15 protein-coding genes are annotated in these 21,513 nt (G+C 43.6%); all 15 read left to right on the forward strand.

Going from position 1 to position 21,513, the window contains the following annotated elements; translation table 11 throughout:
- The first annotated feature begins 18 nt into the window (after nt 1–18).
- The gene (locus tag ACMVP2_RS16020; RefSeq protein ID WP_339790091.1) at nt 19–1,389 is read left to right on the forward strand and encodes an MBL fold metallo-hydrolase; all 1,371 of its coding nucleotides are present in this window, start codon (nt 19–21) and stop codon (nt 1,387–1,389) included.
- On the forward strand, nt 1,389–2,909 hold the full coding sequence (locus tag ACMVP2_RS16025) for a thymidine phosphorylase family protein (RefSeq protein WP_339790089.1): 1,521 nt from the start codon (nt 1,389–1,391) through the stop codon (nt 2,907–2,909). The genes ACMVP2_RS16020 and ACMVP2_RS16025 overlap by 1 nt, the downstream gene beginning before the upstream one ends.
- 4 nt (nt 2,910–2,913) lie before the next feature.
- Nucleotides 2,914–3,810: a ribose-phosphate pyrophosphokinase gene (locus ACMVP2_RS16030; RefSeq protein ID WP_339790087.1), complete on the forward strand. Its 897-nt coding sequence runs from the start codon at nt 2,914–2,916 to the stop codon at nt 3,808–3,810.
- Between the two features lie 43 nt (nt 3,811–3,853).
- A complete protein-coding gene (locus ACMVP2_RS16035) occupies nt 3,854–4,486 on the forward strand; it encodes a hypothetical protein (RefSeq protein ID WP_339790084.1) in 633 nt (210 codons plus the stop codon).
- A 3-nt stretch (nt 4,487–4,489) separates the two neighbouring features.
- A complete protein-coding gene (locus tag ACMVP2_RS16040) occupies nt 4,490–5,221 on the forward strand; it encodes a PPK2 family polyphosphate kinase (RefSeq protein ID WP_339790081.1) in 732 nt (243 codons plus the stop codon).
- A gap of 11 nt (nt 5,222–5,232) precedes the next feature.
- Nucleotides 5,233–7,386: a copper-translocating P-type ATPase gene (locus ACMVP2_RS16045; RefSeq protein ID WP_339790078.1), complete on the forward strand. Its 2,154-nt coding sequence runs from the start codon at nt 5,233–5,235 to the stop codon at nt 7,384–7,386.
- Nucleotides 7,386–8,621, forward strand: coding sequence for an MFS transporter (locus ACMVP2_RS16050; protein ID WP_339790075.1), 1,236 nt, complete (start codon nt 7,386–7,388; stop codon nt 8,619–8,621). Before ACMVP2_RS16045 ends, ACMVP2_RS16050 begins: the two co-directional genes overlap by 1 nt.
- 116 nt (nt 8,622–8,737) lie before the next feature.
- The gene (locus tag ACMVP2_RS16055) at nt 8,738–9,790 is read left to right on the forward strand and encodes a class I fructose-bisphosphate aldolase (protein ID WP_339790073.1); all 1,053 of its coding nucleotides are present in this window, start codon (nt 8,738–8,740) and stop codon (nt 9,788–9,790) included.
- Between the two features lie 1,018 nt (nt 9,791–10,808).
- Nucleotides 10,809–12,074 (forward strand): hypothetical protein, encoded by a 1,266-nt coding sequence (locus tag ACMVP2_RS16060; protein WP_339790071.1) that lies wholly within the window; start codon nt 10,809–10,811, stop codon nt 12,072–12,074.
- 222 nt (nt 12,075–12,296) lie between these two features.
- On the forward strand, nt 12,297–12,743 hold the full coding sequence (locus ACMVP2_RS16065; RefSeq protein WP_339790069.1) for an HYC_CC_PP family protein: 447 nt from the start codon (nt 12,297–12,299) through the stop codon (nt 12,741–12,743).
- A 99-nt stretch (nt 12,744–12,842) separates the two neighbouring features.
- A complete protein-coding gene (locus tag ACMVP2_RS16070) occupies nt 12,843–16,667 on the forward strand; it encodes an efflux RND transporter permease subunit (protein ID WP_339790066.1) in 3,825 nt (1,274 codons plus the stop codon).
- Nucleotides 16,668–16,671: 4 nt separating this feature from the next.
- Nucleotides 16,672–17,937, forward strand: coding sequence for a TolC family protein (locus ACMVP2_RS16075; RefSeq protein WP_339790063.1), 1,266 nt, complete (start codon nt 16,672–16,674; stop codon nt 17,935–17,937).
- A 34-nt stretch (nt 17,938–17,971) separates the two neighbouring features.
- A complete protein-coding gene (locus ACMVP2_RS16080) occupies nt 17,972–19,801 on the forward strand; it encodes an efflux RND transporter periplasmic adaptor subunit (RefSeq protein ID WP_416864240.1) in 1,830 nt (609 codons plus the stop codon).
- 320 nt (nt 19,802–20,121) lie between these two features.
- Complete coding sequence (locus tag ACMVP2_RS16085) at nt 20,122–20,922, forward strand: prohibitin family protein (protein ID WP_339790058.1); 801 nt, start codon at nt 20,122–20,124, stop codon at nt 20,920–20,922.
- Between the two features lie 32 nt (nt 20,923–20,954).
- Nucleotides 20,955–21,455 carry a DUF3347 domain-containing protein gene (locus ACMVP2_RS16090; RefSeq protein ID WP_339790055.1) on the forward strand — a complete coding sequence of 167 codons (501 nt, stop codon included), beginning with the start codon at nt 20,955–20,957 and terminating at the stop codon, nt 21,453–21,455.
- Nucleotides 21,456–21,513: the final 58 nt, after the last annotated feature.

The following is a 21,513-nucleotide window of genomic DNA, read 5'->3' on the forward strand; positions in this document are numbered from 1 at the left end:
AATGATTTGTATTTAAAGATGAAAGGAAAAATAACCATAAAATTTTTAGGTGCGGCTGGTACCGTTACAGGATCCAAATATTTGCTTGAAACCGGAAGTAAAAAGCTGATGGTGGATTGCGGTGTTTTTCAGGGATTAAAAGAACTGAGACTGCTCAATTGGGAGCCACCCGAGTATGTCCCGGCATCTATTGACGCGGTGGTACTTACCCATGGGCACCTTGATCACACAGGCTACCTGGCCCGCTTGGTGAAATTAGGCTTCAAAGGCAAAATATATGGAAGTGCGCCCACCCTCAAGATTGCTGAAATTATACTAAAAGACAGTGCTAAAATTCAGGAAGAGGAGGCTGCCAGAGCCAATAAAGAAGGATATAGTAAACACCATCCGGCAGAGGCTTTTTATGACCTGAAAGACGTTGAAAAAACAAGCCCACTTTTTAACCCTGTTTCAGAAGGAAAGTGGCATGTGATAGAAGAAGACTTTAAGGTTAGGTGGCAATACAATGGCCACATTATAGGATCAACCTTTATTGAAGTAGAGATCAACGATAGTCGCCTGGTGTTTTCTGGTGATATCGGACGCAAAAAAGATTTGCTGCTATATGCTCCTAAAAAGCCTGAAAAGGCAGATATACTGCTGATTGAATCCACCTATGGCGGCAGGGTGCATCCGGAAGAGGAAACTATAGTTCCTGAACTGGAACGTATCATCAATGAAACCATTGAACGGGGGGGCAGCCTGTTCATACCGAGCTTTGCGGTAGAGCGCACGCAATTGATGATGCTGATGATATGGCGGTTATTGAAAGAGAAGAAGATACCAAAAATACCCATGATCATGGACAGTCCGATGGGTGCCAATGTACTTCACCTCTTCCATGCCTCGCGGGATTGGCATAAGCTTAAACCGGAAGAATGTGATGAAATGTGTTCTCATTTTCAGGTAGTTAGCAACTATCGGAAAACCTTGGCGCTGAGGGAAGACAACAAATCCAAGATCGTCATTGCCGGAAGTGGAATGATGACGGGCGGACGAATACTGAACTATATGGAAACAAGATCAGGCAATAGTAATGACACCTTACTTTTTGTAGGCTATCAGGCAGAAGGAACCAGAGGAAGAAAACTGCTGGAAGGAGCGAAAGAAATTAAAGTGTATGGCAAATGGCTACCATTCAAAATGCACATGGAACACATTGAAGGACTGAGTGCGCATGGTGACCAAAACGATTTGATTGACTGGCTCTCTGAAATTAAAAAACAACCCGAAAAGGTATTCATTATTCATGGGGAAGCAGCGCAGGCAGAAGCTTTATCAAAAGCCCTGGAAGATAATAAAGGATGGCAAACACATATCCCTCAACTTAATCAAACGGTAGAATTGTGATGGAAGCAAAGGATACCCGCCATAACGTATTAAAATTAGTAAGACTAGGCATTGATGCACGCAATGAATACATGGTATTTATGCGCAAGAATTGTCCGGTATGTGTGTCCGAAGGATTTGAGGCTTTAAATCGTATAAAAGTTTCAAAAGGAAATAAAACCATCGTGGCCTCACTCATCGTTTGGGACAATGAAGAACATCTGACTCATGACCAACTAAGCTTATCAGAAGCAGCCATTGATTCATTGGGAGCAAATGCTGGGGATGAACTCACCTTGAGTCATTTGGATGCCTTGGATTCCATGAGTGACGTCCGTAAGAAAATTTATGGACACCGCTTGAACCAGATAGCTTTTGACAGGATCATTGGCGATATCGTCAATCGGAATTTATCCAATATTCAACTTTCAGCTTTTCTGGCTTCCAGCACAGGGAATGCATTAAATCAGGAAGAAGTGATTGCCCTGACCCGTTCCATGATTAATGTGGGTTTTAAACTGGATTGGGGTAAAGATAAGGTTTATGATAAACACTGCATAGGTGGCTTGCCTGGTAACCGAACTACCCCACTGGTAGTGTCTATTGTTGCCGCAGCGGGGCTGACCATTCCTAAAACTTCTTCCCGTGCCATTACTTCTCCGGCTGGCACCGCTGACACCATGGAGGTAGTTACCAACGTAAATCTTACCACCGAGCAAATGAAAAAAGTGGTGGAGCTAGAAGGGGGGTGCCTGGCCTGGGGCGGATCAGTACAGTTAAGTCCGGCTGATGATATACTCATCCGTGTGGAAAAAGCATTAGATATTGATAGCGAAGGGCAGATGATCGCTTCCGTGCTTTCAAAAAAGGCGGCAGCAGGTTCTACTGATGTTGTGATTGATATTCCTGTCGGCCCAACGGCTAAAGTGCGCTCCCGGGAAGCTGCTGAGCATCTGTCAGAAAAGATGGTTGCCGTAGGCAAAGCCATCGGACTGAATATTGATATTATATTAACCGATGGATCGCAACCTGTAGGGCGGGGCATCGGCCCTGCACTGGAGGCAAGGGATGTTTTGTCCGTCTTAAGAAATGAAGACCATGCACCTGATGACCTACGCGAAAGAGCAGTACTACTGGCAGGCAGGTTACTTGAAATGGGAGGAAAAGCAGCCGAAGGGGCAGGCGCTCTTGAAGCTTTGAGGATTTTGAAAAGTGGAGAGGGCTACAAAAAATTTACCGCTATCTGCCAGGCACAAGGCTTTTTCAGGGAACCTGAAGTAGCCCCCCATAAGCACAAGATCAAGTCCATAACGACTGGGGTAGTTTCAGAAATTGATAATCGCAGACTTGCGAAAGTGGCTAAGCTGGCTGGTGCTCCGGGAGCGATGACAGCAGGCATTTTGCTTCTTACGCCTTTGAATACTCAGGTGGAAGAAAACGATACCCTGTTTGAAATCCATGCTGAGTCACGAGGAGAGCTTGAGTACGCCCTTTCTTATCTGGATACACAAAAAGAAATTATTAAAATAAAAGAGACATAGAAATATGGAAATGATAGTTTTTGCCTTACCGGGCAACGAAGATCTTACTGAAAAAATTGCCGGACACCTTCAGGCTGAAAAGGGTGAGGCAACCATCCGGCAGTTTCCCGATGGAGAGAGCTTTGTACAGATACATTCTGACGTAAAAGGAAAATGCGTGGTGATGGTTTGCACCTTATATAAACCGGACGCTAAGTTGCTGCCCTTATATTTTCTAAGTAAAACAGCCAAAGATCTGGGAGCCGCATGTACCTGCTTTGTAGCACCCTACCTGGCCTACATGAGGCAAGACAAACAATTTAACCCTGGAGAAGGGATCACCTCAACGTATTTTGCACAATTAATTTCCGGATTCGCAGAAACACTTACCACAGTAGACCCACATCTGCACCGTAGAAGCTCGTTAAGCGAAATCTATAGCGTACCTAATACCACAGTGCATGCGGCATCACACATTTCAAAATGGGTGAGCCAAAACATAGAAAAGCCGGTATTCATCGGCCCGGATAGCGAAAGTGAGCAGTGGGTTTCTAAGGTAGCAAAAGAAGCCGGTGCGCCCTTTACCGTGTTAGAAAAAGTACGACATGGTGACCGGGATGTAGAAGTATCCATACCGGATGTGGCAAAATATAAAGACCACACCCCGGTGCTGGTTGACGATATTATTTCCACTGCAAGGACTATGATTGAGACAGTGGGCCACTTAAAAAAAGCCAACATGAGACCTCCTGTATGTGTGGGAGTTCATGCGGTGTTTGCAGGTTCTGCTTTTCAAGACCTCAAAAATTCAGGCGTACAGCAGATCGTAACCTGTAACACCATCCCTCATGAAAGCAATGCTATTGATCTTTCTGAAACTTTGGCAATGGAGATTAAAGCGTTAATGAAGCACCATGCGTAATATCCTCTTCCTCATATTGATATTTCTGCAATTTACTCCCGGCATGTCCTATGGTCAGGAAAAGGAAATGTTGATTGAGCAGATTGCTGGAAAAAAAATAGTTCGTAAAAATTTTGACAAAAATGGAAAACCACAAGGCATGCAAATTTTTCTGACCGGAGAGTTAAAGCGGGAAAGTGAAACCTATACTGTAGAAGTGTTGGTGGAGTTGTATGATGAAAATAACCAATTGGATGAAAAATATACCACCACTTACAAGTGTAACCCCAGAGAATTTGATGTGCTGGTCAATGTATTTCCTTTTACCGATCCGGGAGATGAAAAGACAAAAGTGGATGTTACCTCAGAAGATTTTAAGCAGTTATATGATTTACAAAGTAGCAGTAAGTTGAAAGATATCTATTTGAAGATGAGCGTTGAATCGGGCGTACTCAGTTTTTTTGGTTCTAAAAGCCTGGTTACCATAAAAAACAGGCAGAGCAAAAAAGAAAATGGAAAGATAACTATTAGTAGTGATGCTGTAGTTGAAGCCTATGTGATGGGCCTAAAGATAAAGACCATCAACTACACGGTTGAAGAATACCTGACTGAGAGTTTAGTATTACAACGTCAGAAATTCACGGAGGATGACGGAGCATATTTTACCATGGCCTATGAGCAAAATAATAAAGAGTAGAAAATGGTAGACTTAAATCATATAACCACCTTGCCGCCAGCAGAAGCTGATAAAATGGAAACAAAGAAGGCACTTAAAAAACTGCGTAAGGAGCTTTTTAAGCTACAGAATAAGTTCTATGCCGATGGCAGATACAGTATGCTTATCATCTTGCAGGGCCTTGACACTTCAGGCAAGAACGGGACCATCCGTCACGCTTTCAGTGGTATGAACCCGCAAGGTGTGCAGGTTACTTCTTTTAAAAAGCCTACAGCTGACGAGCTCAAACACGATTTTTTGTGGCGCATTTATCCCCACTTTCCTGAGAAAGGGATGATCAAGGTATTTAACCGATCATACTATGAAGACATTTTGGTGCCAGCGACAAACAAAAGCTTGTCAGAGGATGTGTTGGAGCATCGCATCAATTTGATTAACGAATTGGAGCATCACCTGCTCGCAAATAATACTTTGATCTTAAAGTTTTACTTGCATATCTCAGCTGATGAGCAGGTAAAGCGTATAGAAGATCGGAAAACAAAACCACACAAACGCTGGAAATATGCCAAAGAAGATGAACTCGTACCCAACCAATGGGATGATTATCGGGAGGTGTACCATAACATACTGAATACCTGCGACCACTTGCCCTGGCATATCATCCCTGCAGACAAGCGTTGGTATCGTAATTATACCGCAGCGAAAATTTTAGCTGATCAACTTGAAAAACTTAACCTGGAATACCCCAACATCTAAATTTTGTAAATATGGAAAATCACAAAGGACATAATCACGAGCACCATCATCACAGCAATACCTCCAAAGAAGAGGCACGAGATAAGAAAGAAGAGGTGAAAGATTCCTTAGCAGAAAAATCCAAACACGGTCATGAGAAGGCGATGAATCATTCATCTCATGGGAGACATGGTGATCATTCCGGTCATAACGCCGGACATGGAGAAATGGGCCATGACCATCACAAAATGATGATTGAGGATTTTAAAAAGCGTTTTTGGATATCCCTTGTTTTGACGATTCCGATTTTGGTCTTTTCTCCCATGATCCAGGGCTTTTTTGGCTATGAATGGCTGCTGCCGGGCAATGCGTACATTTTGTTCGGGCTTTCTACCATCGTTTATTTTTATGGGGGCTGGCCTTTTCTGAAAGGGTTAAAGGATGAGCTGAAGGAGGGTGCCCCGGGCATGATGACTTTAATTTCTATGGCCATCAGTGTAGCCTATTTTTATAGTTCCGCAACAGTTTTCGGCCTTGAAGGGGAGGATTTCTTCTGGGAACTGGCCACCCTAATTGATATCATGCTACTGGGCCATTGGCTGGAAATGAAGTCGGTTCTGGGAGCTTCAAAAGCGCTGCAATTGTTGGTAAGTATGATGCCTTCGGAGGCACATAGGGTGAAAGGCGATGCTGTAGAAGATGTGAAACTGGAAGACCTGCAAAAAGGAGATATTATCCTGATCAAACCTGGTGAAAAAGTTCCGGCTGATGGTATTATCGTAGAGGGGGAAAGCTATCTGAACGAGTCTATGCTGACCGGGGAATCCAAACCTGTCAAAAAAGGTATGGAGAATAAAGTAATCGGAGGTTCGCTCAATGGCAATGGTTCACTCAAAGTAAAGGTGGAGCATACCGGAAAAGACAGCTACCTTAATAAAGTAATTACGCTGGTACAAGAGGCGCAAAAGTCTAAGTCAAAAATGCAAAATTTGTCAGACCGTGCCGCCAAGTGGCTTACCTATATCGCATTAGCGATAGGCTTTGGGACGCTGGCTACCTGGTTGTTTTTAGGTTTTCCATTTGTCTATGCCCTGGAGAGAATGGTGACGGTGATGGTTATTGCCTGCCCTCATGCATTAGGTTTGGCCATACCATTAGTAGTAGCCATATCCACAGCAGTTTCTGCTCAGAATGGATTATTGATACGCAATAGAACGGCATTTGAGGAATCCAGAAAGATTTCGGCCCTTGTTTTTGATAAGACCGGAACACTAACTAAAGGTGATTTTGGTGTTACCCGTGTAGAGGCGGTAGATCAGCAATTTGAACCAGATGAATTACTGAGGCTTTCCAGTGCATTAGAGCAAAGTTCGGAGCATCCTATTGCCGTTGGCATCATTAAAAAAGTGAAAGAGAAAAACATTGCGGTTCCCAAGCCTGAAAACTTCAATGCCATTACCGGTAAAGGGGTTGAAGCAAAAGTGGAAGGGAAAGATGTGAAAGTAGTGAGCCCCGGCTATCTGAAAGATGAGCATATTTCCATACCTGATGGTGCCTACAGCAGTGCAGCCGAGACAGTCGTTTTTGTTCTCGTGGATAATAAACTGGCCGGGTACATCGCCCTGGCAGATGAGATCAGACCGGAAAGTGCCGAGGCAATTAAAGTGTTCAAAAACAACAACATCAAAGTGATGATGGCCACCGGTGACAATGAAACAGTCGCCAAAGCAGTAAGTGAAGAACTAGGCCTGGACGGCTACTATTCAGAAGTACTGCCACATCAAAAAGTGGAAATAGTAAAAGAGCTTCAGTCTAAGAGCGAGTTTGTCGCCATGACCGGTGATGGCGTGAACGATGCGCCTGCTCTGGCACAAGCCAATGTGGGTATTGCGGTAGGCTCAGGAACAGATGTAGCAGCCGAAACAGCCGACATAATCTTGGTAAACAGCAACCCGCAGGATATAGCCAACCTGATTTTATTTGGGAAGGCCACTTACAACAAAATGATTCAAAACCTGATATGGGCTACCGGTTATAACACTGTTGCAATTCCTTTGGCAGCAGGGGTGCTTTACACATCTGGTTTCGTTTTAGGTCCGGCAGTTGGTGCGGTTTTTATGAGTTTGAGTACGATCATAGTGGCCATCAATGCACAGCTACTGAAGAAGAAAATCGGTAACAAATAATGGGTAATCGCGAAATCCTTGGCAGGATCATCATTATCCTGCTAAGTATTTTTGTAGTTATGAGTGGGTATGGTGTATTGCTTCCCGTTTTGCCCTACTATACGGAAAGGCTTGCATTAAAATCCGGCATTATAGCAGAGGAGGATATCAACTATCACATTGGAATTCTCACCAGCATTTACCCGTTTTTTCAGCTACTCTTTGCTTTTATATGGGGCAAACTGTCCGACCGTTTTGGTCGCAAGATGCTGATCACTATGGGGTTATCAGGCTTTGTTATTATGCAGGTTTTAACAGGCTTGTCTACTTCTTTGTTAATGCTGTATGTAGCCCGTATTTTAGGTGGTATATTCTCGTCTTCGGTTATACCTGTGGGCAATGCATTTCTCAGTGACCTTACCAACAGCATGCAGCGTAGAAAAGTACTGGCCTGGTCGGGGGTGGCTGTCAGTACAGGTGTGATTACCGGGCCTATGATTGGTGGTTACCTGGCACAAACCAATTTACATTTTGACACGAGAATGGGACACTTGCTATTGGATAGATTCAGTATCCCGTTCCTTGCAGTCGCCTTACTAGGAACAATTATTTTGTTGCTTGCATTCGGTTGGCTCAAAAACCCCAAAGCACAAAGTCTTAACATCATAGAAGCAGGCCAAAAGCCAGAGTCAAATGTGAAACGTGATTTTGTTCTACTATTGTTTCTCTCATTAATTCTTCGACTGGCCGTAACCTTGTTTGAGACGGTGTTTTCTGTTTATGCCAAAGACATTCTCTTGTTTGACACTTCCCAGGTAGGACTTGGGTTTATGCTTTGTGGCCTGGTTATGGCCGTTTTACAGCCATTATTTGCCAATGTAGATGCCAAAACTATCTCTGTAAACACACAACTTTTTATCGGTTTTGCATTGGCTGCTTTTGCTATGATTGTTTTTTCTTTTTGGACATACAATATCTACGTATATACCATGATTGTAATTTTTGCGATCGGAGGTGCAATGGTCACTCCCAACCTAATTACCATGATTTCTTTGGTGGATAAAAACCATACCGGGGCGAATCTGTCTTTACAAACATCAGTGAATAGTATTGGTCAGGTATTGGGACCGATGTTAGGCATATGGTTATACACAATCGGTAGCTCATGGCCTTATCCGGTGATTGGCACGGTGTTATCGCTTGTAGCCGTTCTCATAATTCCGAACTTAAGATTTAAAAGCCAAAAAATGACATAAGACAATAGTAACTATAAAAATCAGATGCTATGAAATGAGCATGTTTGGCAAACACCAACCAGTGATGAATGCTGATGATGCGAATTCCATGTGGCAACTAAAAAAATTACATACACATGAAAAAAATAAATGAATATTTAGGAGATCAGGCGGAATGTCTTCTGCAACATACTTGTAAAACGATTGATAGAACAAGACTTACTTTACCTGGTTCAGATTATCTGGATAATGTTTTTGTCAATAGCAACAGAAATCCACAAGTACTCAATGCACTTTCACGCCTGTATAACAGTGGCAATCTCTCTGGAACAGGCTACCTATCCATCCTTCCGGTGGATCAGGGTATTGAGCATACGGCAGGGAGTGCTTTTGGCCCTAATCCCGACTACTTTGACCCCGAGAATATTGTACAACTTGGTTTGGAAGCAGGTTGTAACGGTGTTGCCTCTACCTTTGGCGTATTAGGGCTTACCGCCCGAAAGTATGCCCATAAGATTCCATACATCGTAAAAATCAACCACAATGAGTTGCTTACATACCCCAATAAATATGACCAGATCTTATTTGGGACGGTAAAGGACGCCTGGAACATGGGAGCTTGTGCGATTGGCGCAACCATCTATTTTGGGTCCCCCGAATCAAACAGGCAAATACGTGAAATCTCAGATGCTTTCACTTATGCGCATGAATTGGGAATGGCTACCATTTTATGGTGTTACACCCGAAATGAATCCTTTAAAACAAAAGATAACGACTATCACACAGCTGCAGACCTTACCGGACAGGCCAACCATCTGGGAGTAACCATTCAGGCAGATATCATCAAACAAAAACTGCCGGATACAAATGGTGGTTTCAGAGAGTTGAAATTTGGTAAGACCTCTGAAGAAATGTACGGCAAGTATATTTCCGATCATCCCATTGATATGTGTCGCTATCAAGTAGCCAACTGTTATATGGGCAAGATAGGCTTGATCAATTCGGGAGGAGCTTCCTCTGGAGAATCGGACTATGCCGAAGCAGTAAAAACAGCCGTGATTAATAAAAGAGCAGGTGGAATGGGTTTGATTTCGGGAAGAAAGGCATTCCAGCGACCAAGGAAAGAAGGTGTTCAACTGCTCAACCTGATCCAGCAGGTGTACCTGGATGAAAAAATTACGATTGCTTAATGATTAACATAGCACCCTGTAAAGATGAAACGATTTATCATCCTAATTTTAGGCGCAACAGTGTTCATATAGGCTTGCGATGATTCCGGAAAACAGGGACACCCCGGTAACTAAGTGGTGGACTTATTTGTACGTTCAGTAAATGATAAAAATTTGAAACCTTCAAATGCAGTGGTCTCGGACAAAGCCAAGATTTATGAACAAGAACCCATTGATGAGTCATGGAAGCACTATCGTGATGGCCATTTGTGGACATAATGGCTATAGGTCAACACCTGAAGCTAGTTACAGTATACCTGCCAAAGCATAAATTTCCATGCTTAACTATGATGCAATGCAGGGAGGCTTGCGGGATTGGTCAAATGGCCGATTATCAGATTGATACAATTCTGAGTCAATTTAAGTTGATAGCTGAGGTGTAAAAGCCTAAACTGTGTTCGGTTACAAAAACAGAGCCAATTTGTGTAAAGGTTTCTGGTACCTACTTTCCGTAAAATAGCATCGGATATGCATTAAGCTGTCTGAGTTCGCAGAATACGGCGAGTATTACCTATAAAGATGGACTTAAGAAATTTACAGAAAAATACATTTTGAAAATCATTGTAGACTATCGGGTTAGTTACGCAATAAACTTCTCGAACGTTTTTGGAATAGCTAGCGACCAGATAAAAATTAAAGTGAAATAGAGAGACTAGGAACGTCAGAATATCATAAACCTTCCACAAGATTTCAATAATAGATTGGCGTACCTCTTCCGTAAATTTACGTAGCAATAAAATTTAAAGCAGTATGGAATTCTTAAGTGCCATTTTTCTTTAAGAATATTTTTCTGTTAACGCCCTTTCGCTGACGCTCAAGTTTCCTGAACAGCGCTCGAAAACTGTCCTAAGGATGTTCTCAGTTCGTGAATGGAGGTTGCTTGGCATTTAAAATGAAGGCTGTTGATGGCATTGTGATCAAATATGAGGGGGCCGTAGAGCCAAAAACATAATACACAAACATTAAATTTCTATTAATCATGAAAGTCATAAGTTTTAGCAAATTAGTCATACTCCCACTGATGCTTTTGGTATCAGGCGTAGTATATGCACAGCAGCCTGCGCTGCAGTATTTCAGGCCCAATAGCAAAGCAGGGGTCAACGTATTCGAACCCTCCAAACAGGATACCGTAGCATTTGACGGCCTCAAAGTCCGGGTTGGAGGTGATTTTGGCATGCAGTTCCAGGGCCTCAACCAAACGAACTACCTGGACAGCCTCGTGGAGCTGGGCTCCAATTTCAACCTGCCTAGTGCCAACTTAAACCTGGACGTACAGTTGTATGATGGGGTCAGGATGCACCTGCGTACCTACCTCTCATCTAAAAATCATAACGAATCCTGGGTGAAAGGAGGCTACATGCAAATAGACAAGCTCGATTTTATCAAATCCGGCTTTCTGGAAGGTTTGATGGAAGTAACCAGGGTCACCATTGGTATGGATGAGTTTAACTACGGTGATGCCCACTTCAGAAGGAGCGACAATGCAAGGGCTATTTTCAATCCCTTCATTGGCAATTATATTATGGACGCTTTTTCTACTGAAGCGTTTGGAGAAGTGACCATACAGAAAAGCGGTTTTCTCGGAGTTCTTGGAGTAACAAATGGTAAGCTCAACCAGAGTGTAGTAGTCAATGACAATTCTGACAACAAAGCCTCATTTTTCGGAAAACTCGGCTATGATAACCAGCTAAGCAATGACTTGAGGGTGCGTCTCACAGGCTCATGGTACATCAACAAGGGCACCACTACTGGGACCTACCTTTTTGGTGGAGACCGGGCAGGTTCACGATATTATAATGTGATGCAGACGCTGGACGGAGATGGCAATGCTTTTGAGGGTCGTTTCAATCCACGGTTCAAACAATTGACCGCCATACAAGTAACCCCATTCATCAAATTCAAAGGCCTGGAGTTTTTCGGAATCTATGAAGTGGCTTCCAACAGCGATGACCAGGGTACTGGGTCTTTCACTCAGCTTGCGGGTGAGCTACTCTATCGCTTTGGCGGCACAGAGCAGTTTTACCTAGGCGGCAGGTACAACACCGTATCTGGAAAAATGACTGAAAACTCCCTCACACAGGAGATCAACCGGTTGAATATCGGTGGAGGCTGGTACCTGACCAACAATGTGATGGCCAAAGTAGAATATGTTACCCAAAAATATGATGGTGAGGGTTGGACATCCACCAAGTATAATGGCGGAGAGTTCAACGGGGTAAACCTTGAAGCTGTGATCAGCTTCTAGGGATGGTGAAGAGTGTGCCGGATGACTGGGTTCGGCACTTTTCTTCATTTTATCTTTATTCAAAGAAATATTACTCTTTACGAACCTTTTTAATATGACTGAAATGCTTACTACAACTGATAATTTGGCTTCATAGCATTCCTTTGCTACCAAATTTCATCAAGAGGGAATCAAACTCAATAGGAAAAATTTTGTACACTAGCAAAGTGTCTTTAAAAAAAAGTGCAACGTTTTAGAAAAATATCGGCCATTCTGTTATCCATGCTGGTGCTGTTCAGTTCTACGAGCTTCACCTTTAGCATGCATTTCTGCATGGGCCAGTTGGAAAGCATTGCACTATTTCAGCAGGCCAAACCCTGTGAAATGGTTACACAACCTGCACCTTGCGTCCATGACCATAATGGATCTCGGGAGTGTGAACATAACCGTGCACATACGGCTAAAAAAGGCTGCTGCGAAGATCACTTATTGCAGGTAGAAGGACAAGATGAACTTGCCCAGGTTGCGGCTTCCGTTTCCATGCCGGATTTTCACATGGTAGCGGTGCTTTACGCACTTGTCTCGTTCATTTCCAGCGCTCCTACTGTTGATTATTATTCCTACAAAGACTATTCTCCTCCTTTGGTTGGGCGGGACATACCTGTGCTCGTTCAGTCCTTCCTTATTTAAGCATCTCATTCGGTGTAGTGCAAAGATGGCTACTCCATCTCCAAAAGGGCATTTGTTTATGCCTTTAACAGATCAGCATATAGAAAATTGAATGAAATCATGCTTAATAAAATCATAAAATTCTTTCTTGAGAATAAGCTCGTTACGGGCCTTGTCGTTCTCATCTTTATTGGTTTGGGTGTTGCCACGGCACCATTCAACTGGGAAATGGAGAACTTTCCCCGTAACCCCGTTCCCGTAGATGCTATCCCCGATATTGGTGAAAACCAACAGATTGTTTTCACGACCTGGATGGGACGATCCCCTCAGGATATCGAAGATCAAATATCTTATCCATTAACCACTGCCCTGTTAGGTATCCCAAAGGTCAAGACCATCCGAAGTAGCTCCATATTCGGGCTGTCCACTATCTATATAATTTTTGAGGATGATGTAGAATTTTACTGGGGAAGAACCCGAATCCTTGAAAAATTGAATTCCCTCCCGGCAGGAATACTCCCATCAGAAGTCCAGCCCGCATTGGGCCCTGATGCGACTGCTCTGGGTCAAATCTATTGGTATACGCTGGAAGGGCGGAACCCTGAAACAGGTGAGCCAACAGGAGGCTGGGATCCTCAAGAGCTTAGAACGATACAGGATTTTTACCTGGGTTACGCACTTACCTCCGCCAAAGGAGTATCAGAAGTAGCAGCCATCGGCGGGTATGTGAAAGAGTATCAGGTTGACGTTGATCCGGCAGCCATGAAAAAATATAACGTCAATATTGCACAAATCATGAAAGCCGTCAAGGAAAGTAACCTCGACGTAGGGGCAAGAACGATGGAGGTCAACAATGCCGAATACTTGGTACGAGGCCTGGGTTACATAGAAAATCTGGAAGATTTGGAATTGGCAGTGATCACACAGCACAATAATACTGCCATCCGGATCAAAGACGTCGCCAAAGTTAACTTCGGACCGGCCACAAGAAGGGGTGGATTAGATAAAGGTGGGGCAGAGGCAACTGGTGCGGTAGTAGTTGCCCGCTATGGTGCCAACCCTTTAGAAGTCATCGACAATGTGAAGAAAAAGATCGCTGAAATAGCTCCCGGTTTACCGTCTAAAGTACTTCCTGACGGCACGGTTTCAAAAGTGACAGTAGTGCCTTTCTATGATCGGAGTGGTTTGATTAAAGAAACCCTCGGCACCTTGGAAGAAGCCCTGGAGCATGAAATCCTGATTTCCATTATTGTAGTGATTGTACTGATGATGAATATCAGGGCATCTATCATTATTTCTGGACTATTACCTCTTGGTGTTTTGATGACCTTCATTGTGATGAAGTATTTCGGTGTAGATGCCAATGTAGTGGCGTTATCGGGTATTGCCATCGCCATAGGCGTTATGGTAGATGTGGGGGTGGTTTTTGTGGAGAACATAGTCCGGCATTTGGAGATGGAAGAAAATCGTGGGGCCAAAGGTCAGAAATTGCTAACTATCATATATGAAGCTTCTGTAGAAGTAGCCTCAGCGATTATGACGGCATTGGCTACCACCATTGTCAGTTTCTTGCCTGTATTCGCAATGCAAGCACAAGAAGGTAAACTTTTCAGTCCATTGGCGTTCACCAAAACATTTGCTTTGTTGTCATCCCTTATACTTGGACTACTTGTTGTTCCTGCCTTCGCTCATGTCGTTTTTTCAATAAGTTTTAACAAACAACGCACCAAGAAAATTTGGGCTGTTGTAATCGGCGGACTTGGCCTGGTTCTTCTTACTATATATAGCAGTATCCCAGCCATAGCATTGATCCTTTTCAGTATCAATAACTTCTTTGAAAGCAAATGGCCGAAGAAATTAGGAACATGGACCGCCCGGCTAAATACATTGATCATCCTTTTAACGGTCGTCTATTTTCTTACAGGGGCATGGGTGCCATTGGGCGTTCAGAATAGTTTCATCATCAACTATCTTTTTGTGATCAGTATTGTCGGTACTGTGCTTGGAGTACTCATGATTATTGTACATCTCTACCCTATTCTTCTGGGTTGGTGTCTTTCCCACAAGTGGCAGTTTTTCACAATTCCAATCTCCATTGTGATTTTCGGTTTGCTCGCTATGCAGGGGTTTGATAAACTCTTTGGTTTTGTGGCGAATGGATCTGAGACAATGGGCATGAACTTACGCCAAACAAACGCCTGGCAATCATTATCCAAAACATTTCCCGGAGTTGGCAAGGAGTTTATGCCGCCGCTAGATGAGGGCTCCTATTTACTGATGCCTACCACTATGTCACACTCAGGGATTGAGGAGAATATAGATGTAATAAAAAAGGTAGATGCTTATGTGGCACAAATACCGGAGGTAGAGTCTGTTGTTGGTAAATGGGGACGAGTGAACTCAGCCCTTGATCCAGCTCCTATTTCGATGTTTGAAAACACGATAAACTACAAGCCAGAGTACATGGTCAATGAGGACGGACATAGATTGCGGTTTAAGGTCGACAAGGATGGCAATTATGTGTTAAAGGATGGGACAACTCACAACCCCGCTAGAGACGGTTTCAAGAAGCTTGAAATGAACGAACTGGTACTCGATAAAATGAATGGTGAATATTTTCGCCAGTGGCGGGATCATATCAAGTCGCCAGACGATATCTGGGCAGAAATTGTAAAATCGACTAATATTCCAGGCATGACTTCTGCTCCAAAATTGCAGCCCATCCAAACACGGTTGATAATGCTGTCTACAGGCATGCGTGCCCCAGTCGGCATTAAGGTATTTGGGCCTGATCTGAAAACAATTGAAAGTGTTGGCCTTGAGTTGGAGAAAATCCTACAACAAGTACCTAGTATAGAAGCGTCATCCGTTTTTGCAGATAGGATTGTGGGTAAACCCTATCTGGAGTTCGATATTGATCGACATGCGATTGCTCGTTATGGTCTGTCCATGAAAGACATTCAAACCTTCATAGAAGTGGCAATTGGTGGTATCAAGTTGACCACCACTGTTGAAGGGAGGGAACGTTTTCCTGTCCGTGTAAGATATGCACGTGAGTTCAGGGATAACCCCAATGACGTGATGAATGTTCTTATTCCTACATCTTCAGGGGCACAAATACCTTTGGGTGAACTAGCGGAAATCACCTATCGAAGGGGACCGCAGATTATCAAGAGTGAGGATACATTCCTTGATGGTTATGTCATATTTGATAAAAAGCCTGGCAAGGCAGAAGTGGACGTTGTTGAAGAAGCACAGCGATTTATCCAGGCCAAAATAGATGCTGGCGACTTTATGTTACCGGCTGGCGTTTCGTATAAGTTCACGGGCAACTATGAAAACCAGATCAGAGCGACAAAGCGCCTTGCCATTGTAGTCCCAATATCACTCTTAGCAATCTTTCTGATTCTCTATTTCCAGTTTGGCAATGTGCAGACAACCAGTATGGTTTTCTCGGGAATATTTGTTGGCTTTTCTGGGGGCTTTATTATGATTTGGTTGTACAGTCAAGGTTGGTTCATGGATTTTGCTGTGGCTGGTGTAAACATGCGAGACTTATTTGACATGCACACGATTAATTTAAGTGTAGCTGTCTGGGTAGGATTCATCGCCCTTTTTGGTATTGCAACTGACGATGGCGTAATCATGGGGACTTACATCAAGCAAACATTCGATAGGGAAAAACCTAAAGATGTTGCGGCTGTGAGAGAAGCGATTATGCATGCCGGACAACAAAGGGTGAGACCAGCCATGATGACGGCTGCGGTTGCCGTAATCGCATTGATACCGGTGCTAACCTCTACGGGAAAAGGCTCTGACATTATGGTGCCAATGGCTATCCCTTCATTCGGAGGAATGCTTATTCAGGTGATCACTATGTTCGTGGTGCCTACCCTTTATTGTGCGTGGCAGGAAAGAGTGGTTAAAAAACAAGCTAAACGATAATACGATGAAAACTATTTTAACAAATATCTATAGCTGGCTCTTTATACTCCTTCTGGCTGTCACGGGAGTTAGGGCACAGGAAACACTAGACCCAGTTAACGAATACCTCAAAATAGCCGCACAAAACAATCCTGAGCTAATGTCAATTTTTAACCAGTACCTGGCAACACTTGAGCGAATGCCACAAGCTAGGGCACTCCCCGATCCAACAGCAATGTTCAATATTTTTGCCAGTCCGGTTGAAACAAGAGTAGGTGCACAAAAAGCTGGCATCTCGCTTAGTCAAGCATTTCCGTGGTTTGGCCAGTTGAAATCTCAGGAAAATGTTGTGGCACAATTGGCAAAGGCCCGCTATGAGGCTTTTGAAGAAACCAAGAATAGGCTCTTTTTCAATGTCCGATCCGAATACTTTGACTTGTACGTATTGGAGGCAGCAATCAGAATTACAGAGGAGAATATTAATATATTGGAGTCATATCAAGAGCTGGCCAATGTACGATTGGAAGCAGCAAAGGGTAGCGCAGTAGACCTTCTTCGGGTAGAGATGGACTTGGATGAACTGAACAACCAATTGTTGTACCTCAAAGATACCCGGCTACCTATCCAAGCCAGGTTCAATGAGCTGTTAAACACCGAAACTCCAATGGCCATTCAAGTGCCGGACACACTGGCTACGATAGCCTTTAAAGAAGGTAAGAACACCCTTCTGGACTCGATCATCGCACAAAACCCTGTGCTTAAGGGTTTGGATTACGAGATATTGTCCCTTGAAGCCGAGCAAGATGTTGCCCGGAAAATGGGGTTGCCTTCCTTTAGCTTAGGCTTTGCCTATACCAATATTTCACCCCGCACGGACGTGAACATGCCCGACAATGGCAAAGACGCACTGATCTTTCCTCAAGTGGGTGTTCGTATCCCAATTTATCGAAACAAGTATCAAAGCATGTTAAAGGAAAAGGAGTTGCTTTCCACATCTGTCTCAAATAGAAAGGAAAACAAAGTAAATCAACTGGAAACAGATTTAGCGAAAGGCTGGAGAGATTATTCCGATGCAGTCCGACGAGTTTCCCTCTATAAGAGGCTGGTTCGATATGCCGATCAGTCACGTGATATACTGATCGCTCAATACACCACGGCAGGGAGCGATTTCGAAGAAGTGCTGCGCATGGAACGCCAGTTGTTGCGATATGAGTTGGAACTTGAAAAAGCTCGTGCCGACCAAAATACTTTCGTTGCCTACATTAATTATCTAACAGGAAAACAACTTTAAGATGAAAATATTAGATGCCTTAAAAAACAACAAAGTGCTGATCAATATAGGCGTATTGATCCTAGGGTTACTTTTGGGATGGCTCTTTTTTGGAGGGTCAGGATCGATTTCAAATGAGGTGGTTTCTGATGGACATTCAATGGATGACCATAAAGCGGGCACTGTATGGACTTGTTCCATGCACCCGCAGATTCGGGCGGATAAACCGGGGAGTTGCCCAATATGTGGAATGACACTTATTCCATTGGCGTCAGATGAAGATGATTCCGATGGAGATGCACAATTTTCAGTAAAGCTTTCTAATGCTGCCATGAAAATAGCGGAAGTAGAAATGAGTACTATCAAAAAGAAAGCGCCTTATAAAGAAGTGTATTTGCCGGGGAAAGTTATGGCGGACGAGCGGAACATAGCAGAGTTGACTGCACGATATCCCGGTAGGATCGAAAAGCTTTTTGTAAACTTCACAGGCGAAAAAGTAAGAAAAGGTCAGGTTTTGGCCAAAATTTACTCCCCGGAGTTGGTCACTGCTCAACGAGAGCTATTTGAGGCCATAAAGTTTAAGGAAACCAACTCTAACTACTACCAGGCCTCACGTAACAAGTTAAGACTCTGGGATTTAACTGATCAACAGATTACTGCTATAGAAGAGTCAGGAGAGGTTGATTTTAGCTTCGATGTATTGTCTCCGATCACAGGTACGGTCACCATGCGTCATGTCACTCTTGGCGACTACGTAAAAGAAGGATCTGCGCTGTTCGAGGTAGTTGACTTGCGCCACGTTTGGGTCATGTTTGATGCCTATGAAAGCGACATTCCCTGGATCAAAATGCGGGACAAGATAAAATTCAAGATCAAATCAATACCCTCCAAGGACTTTGAAGCAACGGTAACCTTCATTGACCCGGTATTGGATCCCATGTCTCGAGTGGCGGGTGTGAGAGCAGAGTTAGATAATCCAAAAGAATTGCTCAAACCCCAAATGCTGGCTACAGGAGTGCTAAAAACGATGTTGCCGGGTTCCTCTGATCAACTAGTGGTTCCCAAATCGGCAGTACTCTGGACAGGCAAAAAAGCGGTAGTATATGTTATGACCGAAAATCATAATAACATGTTTCAGTTTCGGGAAATAGAACTTGGGGCCGACGCGGGGGAGTATTATGTCGTAAGATCAGGATTGCTGGAAGGTGAGATGGTCGCTTCAAATGGTGTCTTTAAAATTGATGCAGCTGCTCAGCTCAAAGGCGAAAAAAGCATGATGAACCCTGAGGGTGGAAAAGTACAAATGGGCCATGCGGGAATGGACATGGGTGGGGGTGACAAAAAGCCAGCCTCCGGTATAGAACCGACCTCTAGCAAAGGACATGAAGGACATGATACCGGAACAAAAGAAAGTAGCATGAAAATGGACATGTCTGTGGATGAAGATTTCAGGAGACAATTGGCTGAGGTATATAAAGTCCACCTAAAGCTTCAGGATGCATTCCTGGCGACCGATGCCTCAAAAGCAAAAACTAGTGCGGCCGATGTGAAAGCAGTTATTGAGAAAGTGGACATGAGTCTGGTTAAAGGTGAAATGCATAATCATTGGATGAAAGGTCTAAAGGAACTCAATGCATCACTGGACAAAATAAAAGGGAGCAGTGATATCGAAAAGCAACGACTGGCTTATGCCGATTTTAATGATGCCTTATATAGCGCAATAAAAATGTTCGGATCAACGGGGGTAACCATATACTACCAGTTCTGCCCTATGGCTAGAAATGGGGAGGGTGCCTTTTGGCTAAGCCCAGTAAAGGAAATAAAAAACCCATATTACGGAGAATCCATGTTGACTTGTGGTGAAAATAGGGAAATAATAGATTGACTAGTTAGTAGGTAGGTTGGAAGAGTCCCCGGTCACTGGAGACCATACCGGGGACTTCATTCAATTTTGATTAAAAAACTAAAAAATGAAAGAGTGTTGTAATGTGGGAGATAAAAGACCTTTTGGAAAAGGGAAGGTTTTAAAAAGGCATTTCTGGGGCTTACTGATCTTGGTAGTACTTGGCTTGGCAGTGGCTGATGCGCTGGGCGTCCAAAAGTTGGAGCCACACCACGATTTCATAAATCATAGTCCTCCTGCCATAAAAAATGATTCAAAATGACACGTAATGATCTATAGTAGTAATTAAAACTTTTAAGATCATGAAAGCAAAAATCAGTATTCTTGGTATAGCTGTCATTGCATTATTTGCAATAAGTTGTTCAGTTGTGAAACCCGGCACGCAGGCCATGAAATGGAAGCCCTATGGAAAAGGGCTTCAGACCCAGAAAATCTATAAAGACGGAGTAGTTTGGCGCTTGCCTTGGAATAACGTGGTACGATACAGTACCCAGTGGCAAACATTTACGGAGGATGTGTCCATCCTTACTAAAGACGAATTGCATATTCCAATTACAGTTTCGGTTACCTTAAGGCCTATAGAAGCAGAGCTTGCACAACTTGAACTAGAGGTAGGGCAGTACTATTACCAGAATGTAGTTAGGCCTGAATTCGTAAGCTTGACCAGGAACAGTTTCTCAGGCTATGAATACAAAGTAGTTTCGCCTAAAAGCCCTGAGATTGAAACTTCGATATACGAGCAACTAGTTACTAAAATTGAGGGGAAACACCTTGAAATCGACAATGTAACGATCAGTCACATTAAGTATCCGCAGGTGGTGACCTCTGCGGTAGATCGAAAATTAGCTGTAGAGCAAGACATACAGCAAAAAGACTATGAAATAAAGATAGCTGAGAAGCAAGCAGAAATTCAGCGTATTCTAGCTAAAGGCCAACGTGATGCACAGCAGATTATAGATGCGGGACTAACCCAAAGGTATCTGCAATACAAAGCGCTGGAAGTGCAGGACAAGCTGACCAGCAGTCCAAATACCAAGTTCTATTTTGTGCCGATGGGTAAGGATGGGCTTCCTCTGATCGTGGATACTGGTGGAGGAAATTAAAATGTGGCACAAGAAAAATTGATAGATCGAAAATGAAAAAGCAAGTAATAATGATTCTGGCCCTCATTGCAGCAATGGGAGCCTACGCACAGCACGACCATGCTGCGCATGGAGCACAATCAAGTACGCAACAAATGGAGCCAATGTTCAAAGACAAGGCAGTGGGTACAGCCTACTCGCATTACACCCATCTAAAGGATGCTTTGGTAGCATCTGATCGGCAAGAAGTGGCAGCCGCTTCCGAAGCTTTGGTGAAAGCGCTTCATCAGATGAAGAATGCTGACAAAGCCCATGCTGAAGCTGCCAAAGTAGCCCAGGGCGGCTCGCTGGACGAACAGCGTAAAGCCTTCACAGCATTGAGTGAGGAAATGGCCAATTTGGTAAAAAACAGCGGACTTTCTATGGGAGAAGTGTACCTGGAGTACTGTCCCATGGCCAAAGCCTCCTGGCTTTCTAGCGAGAAGGAAATTAGCAACCCCTACCTTGGCAACAAGATGCTGAAGTGCGGGAGCGTGAAAGAAACAATTAATTAACATAACATAAGACCTGACACTACGGATTGGACCAACTCATATGGTCAAACCCGATCCA

This window comes from Imperialibacter sp. (assembly GCF_048007035.1).
Taxonomy (GTDB): domain Bacteria; phylum Bacteroidota; class Bacteroidia; order Cytophagales; family Cyclobacteriaceae; genus Imperialibacter.

What these genes read in the sequence shown, in the direction of transcription:
- ACMVP2_RS16040 (WP_339790081.1), top strand. Translation starts at nt 4,490, where the DNA reads ATGGTAGACTTAAATCATATAACCACCTTGCCGCCAGCAGAAGCTGAT.
- ACMVP2_RS16085 (WP_339790058.1), top strand. Translation starts at nt 20,122, where the DNA reads ATGAAAGCAAAAATCAGTATTCTTGGTATAGCTGTCATTGCATTATTT.
- ACMVP2_RS16035 (WP_339790084.1), top strand. Translation starts at nt 3,854, where the DNA reads ATGTCCTATGGTCAGGAAAAGGAAATGTTGATTGAGCAGATTGCTGGA.
- ACMVP2_RS16060 (WP_339790071.1), top strand. Translation starts at nt 10,809, where the DNA reads ATGAAAGTCATAAGTTTTAGCAAATTAGTCATACTCCCACTGATGCTT.
- ACMVP2_RS16030 (WP_339790087.1), top strand. Translation starts at nt 2,914, where the DNA reads ATGGAAATGATAGTTTTTGCCTTACCGGGCAACGAAGATCTTACTGAA.
- ACMVP2_RS16090 (WP_339790055.1), top strand. Translation starts at nt 20,955, where the DNA reads ATGAAAAAGCAAGTAATAATGATTCTGGCCCTCATTGCAGCAATGGGA.
- ACMVP2_RS16075 (WP_339790063.1), top strand. Translation starts at nt 16,672, where the DNA reads ATGAAAACTATTTTAACAAATATCTATAGCTGGCTCTTTATACTCCTT.
- ACMVP2_RS16020 (WP_339790091.1), top strand. Translation starts at nt 19, where the DNA reads ATGAAAGGAAAAATAACCATAAAATTTTTAGGTGCGGCTGGTACCGTT.
- ACMVP2_RS16050 (WP_339790075.1), top strand. Translation starts at nt 7,386, where the DNA reads ATGGGTAATCGCGAAATCCTTGGCAGGATCATCATTATCCTGCTAAGT.
- ACMVP2_RS16055 (WP_339790073.1), top strand. Translation starts at nt 8,738, where the DNA reads ATGAAAAAAATAAATGAATATTTAGGAGATCAGGCGGAATGTCTTCTG.
- ACMVP2_RS16070 (WP_339790066.1), top strand. Translation starts at nt 12,843, where the DNA reads ATGCTTAATAAAATCATAAAATTCTTTCTTGAGAATAAGCTCGTTACG.
- ACMVP2_RS16045 (WP_339790078.1), top strand. Translation starts at nt 5,233, where the DNA reads ATGGAAAATCACAAAGGACATAATCACGAGCACCATCATCACAGCAAT.
- ACMVP2_RS16025 (WP_339790089.1), top strand. Translation starts at nt 1,389, where the DNA reads ATGGAAGCAAAGGATACCCGCCATAACGTATTAAAATTAGTAAGACTA.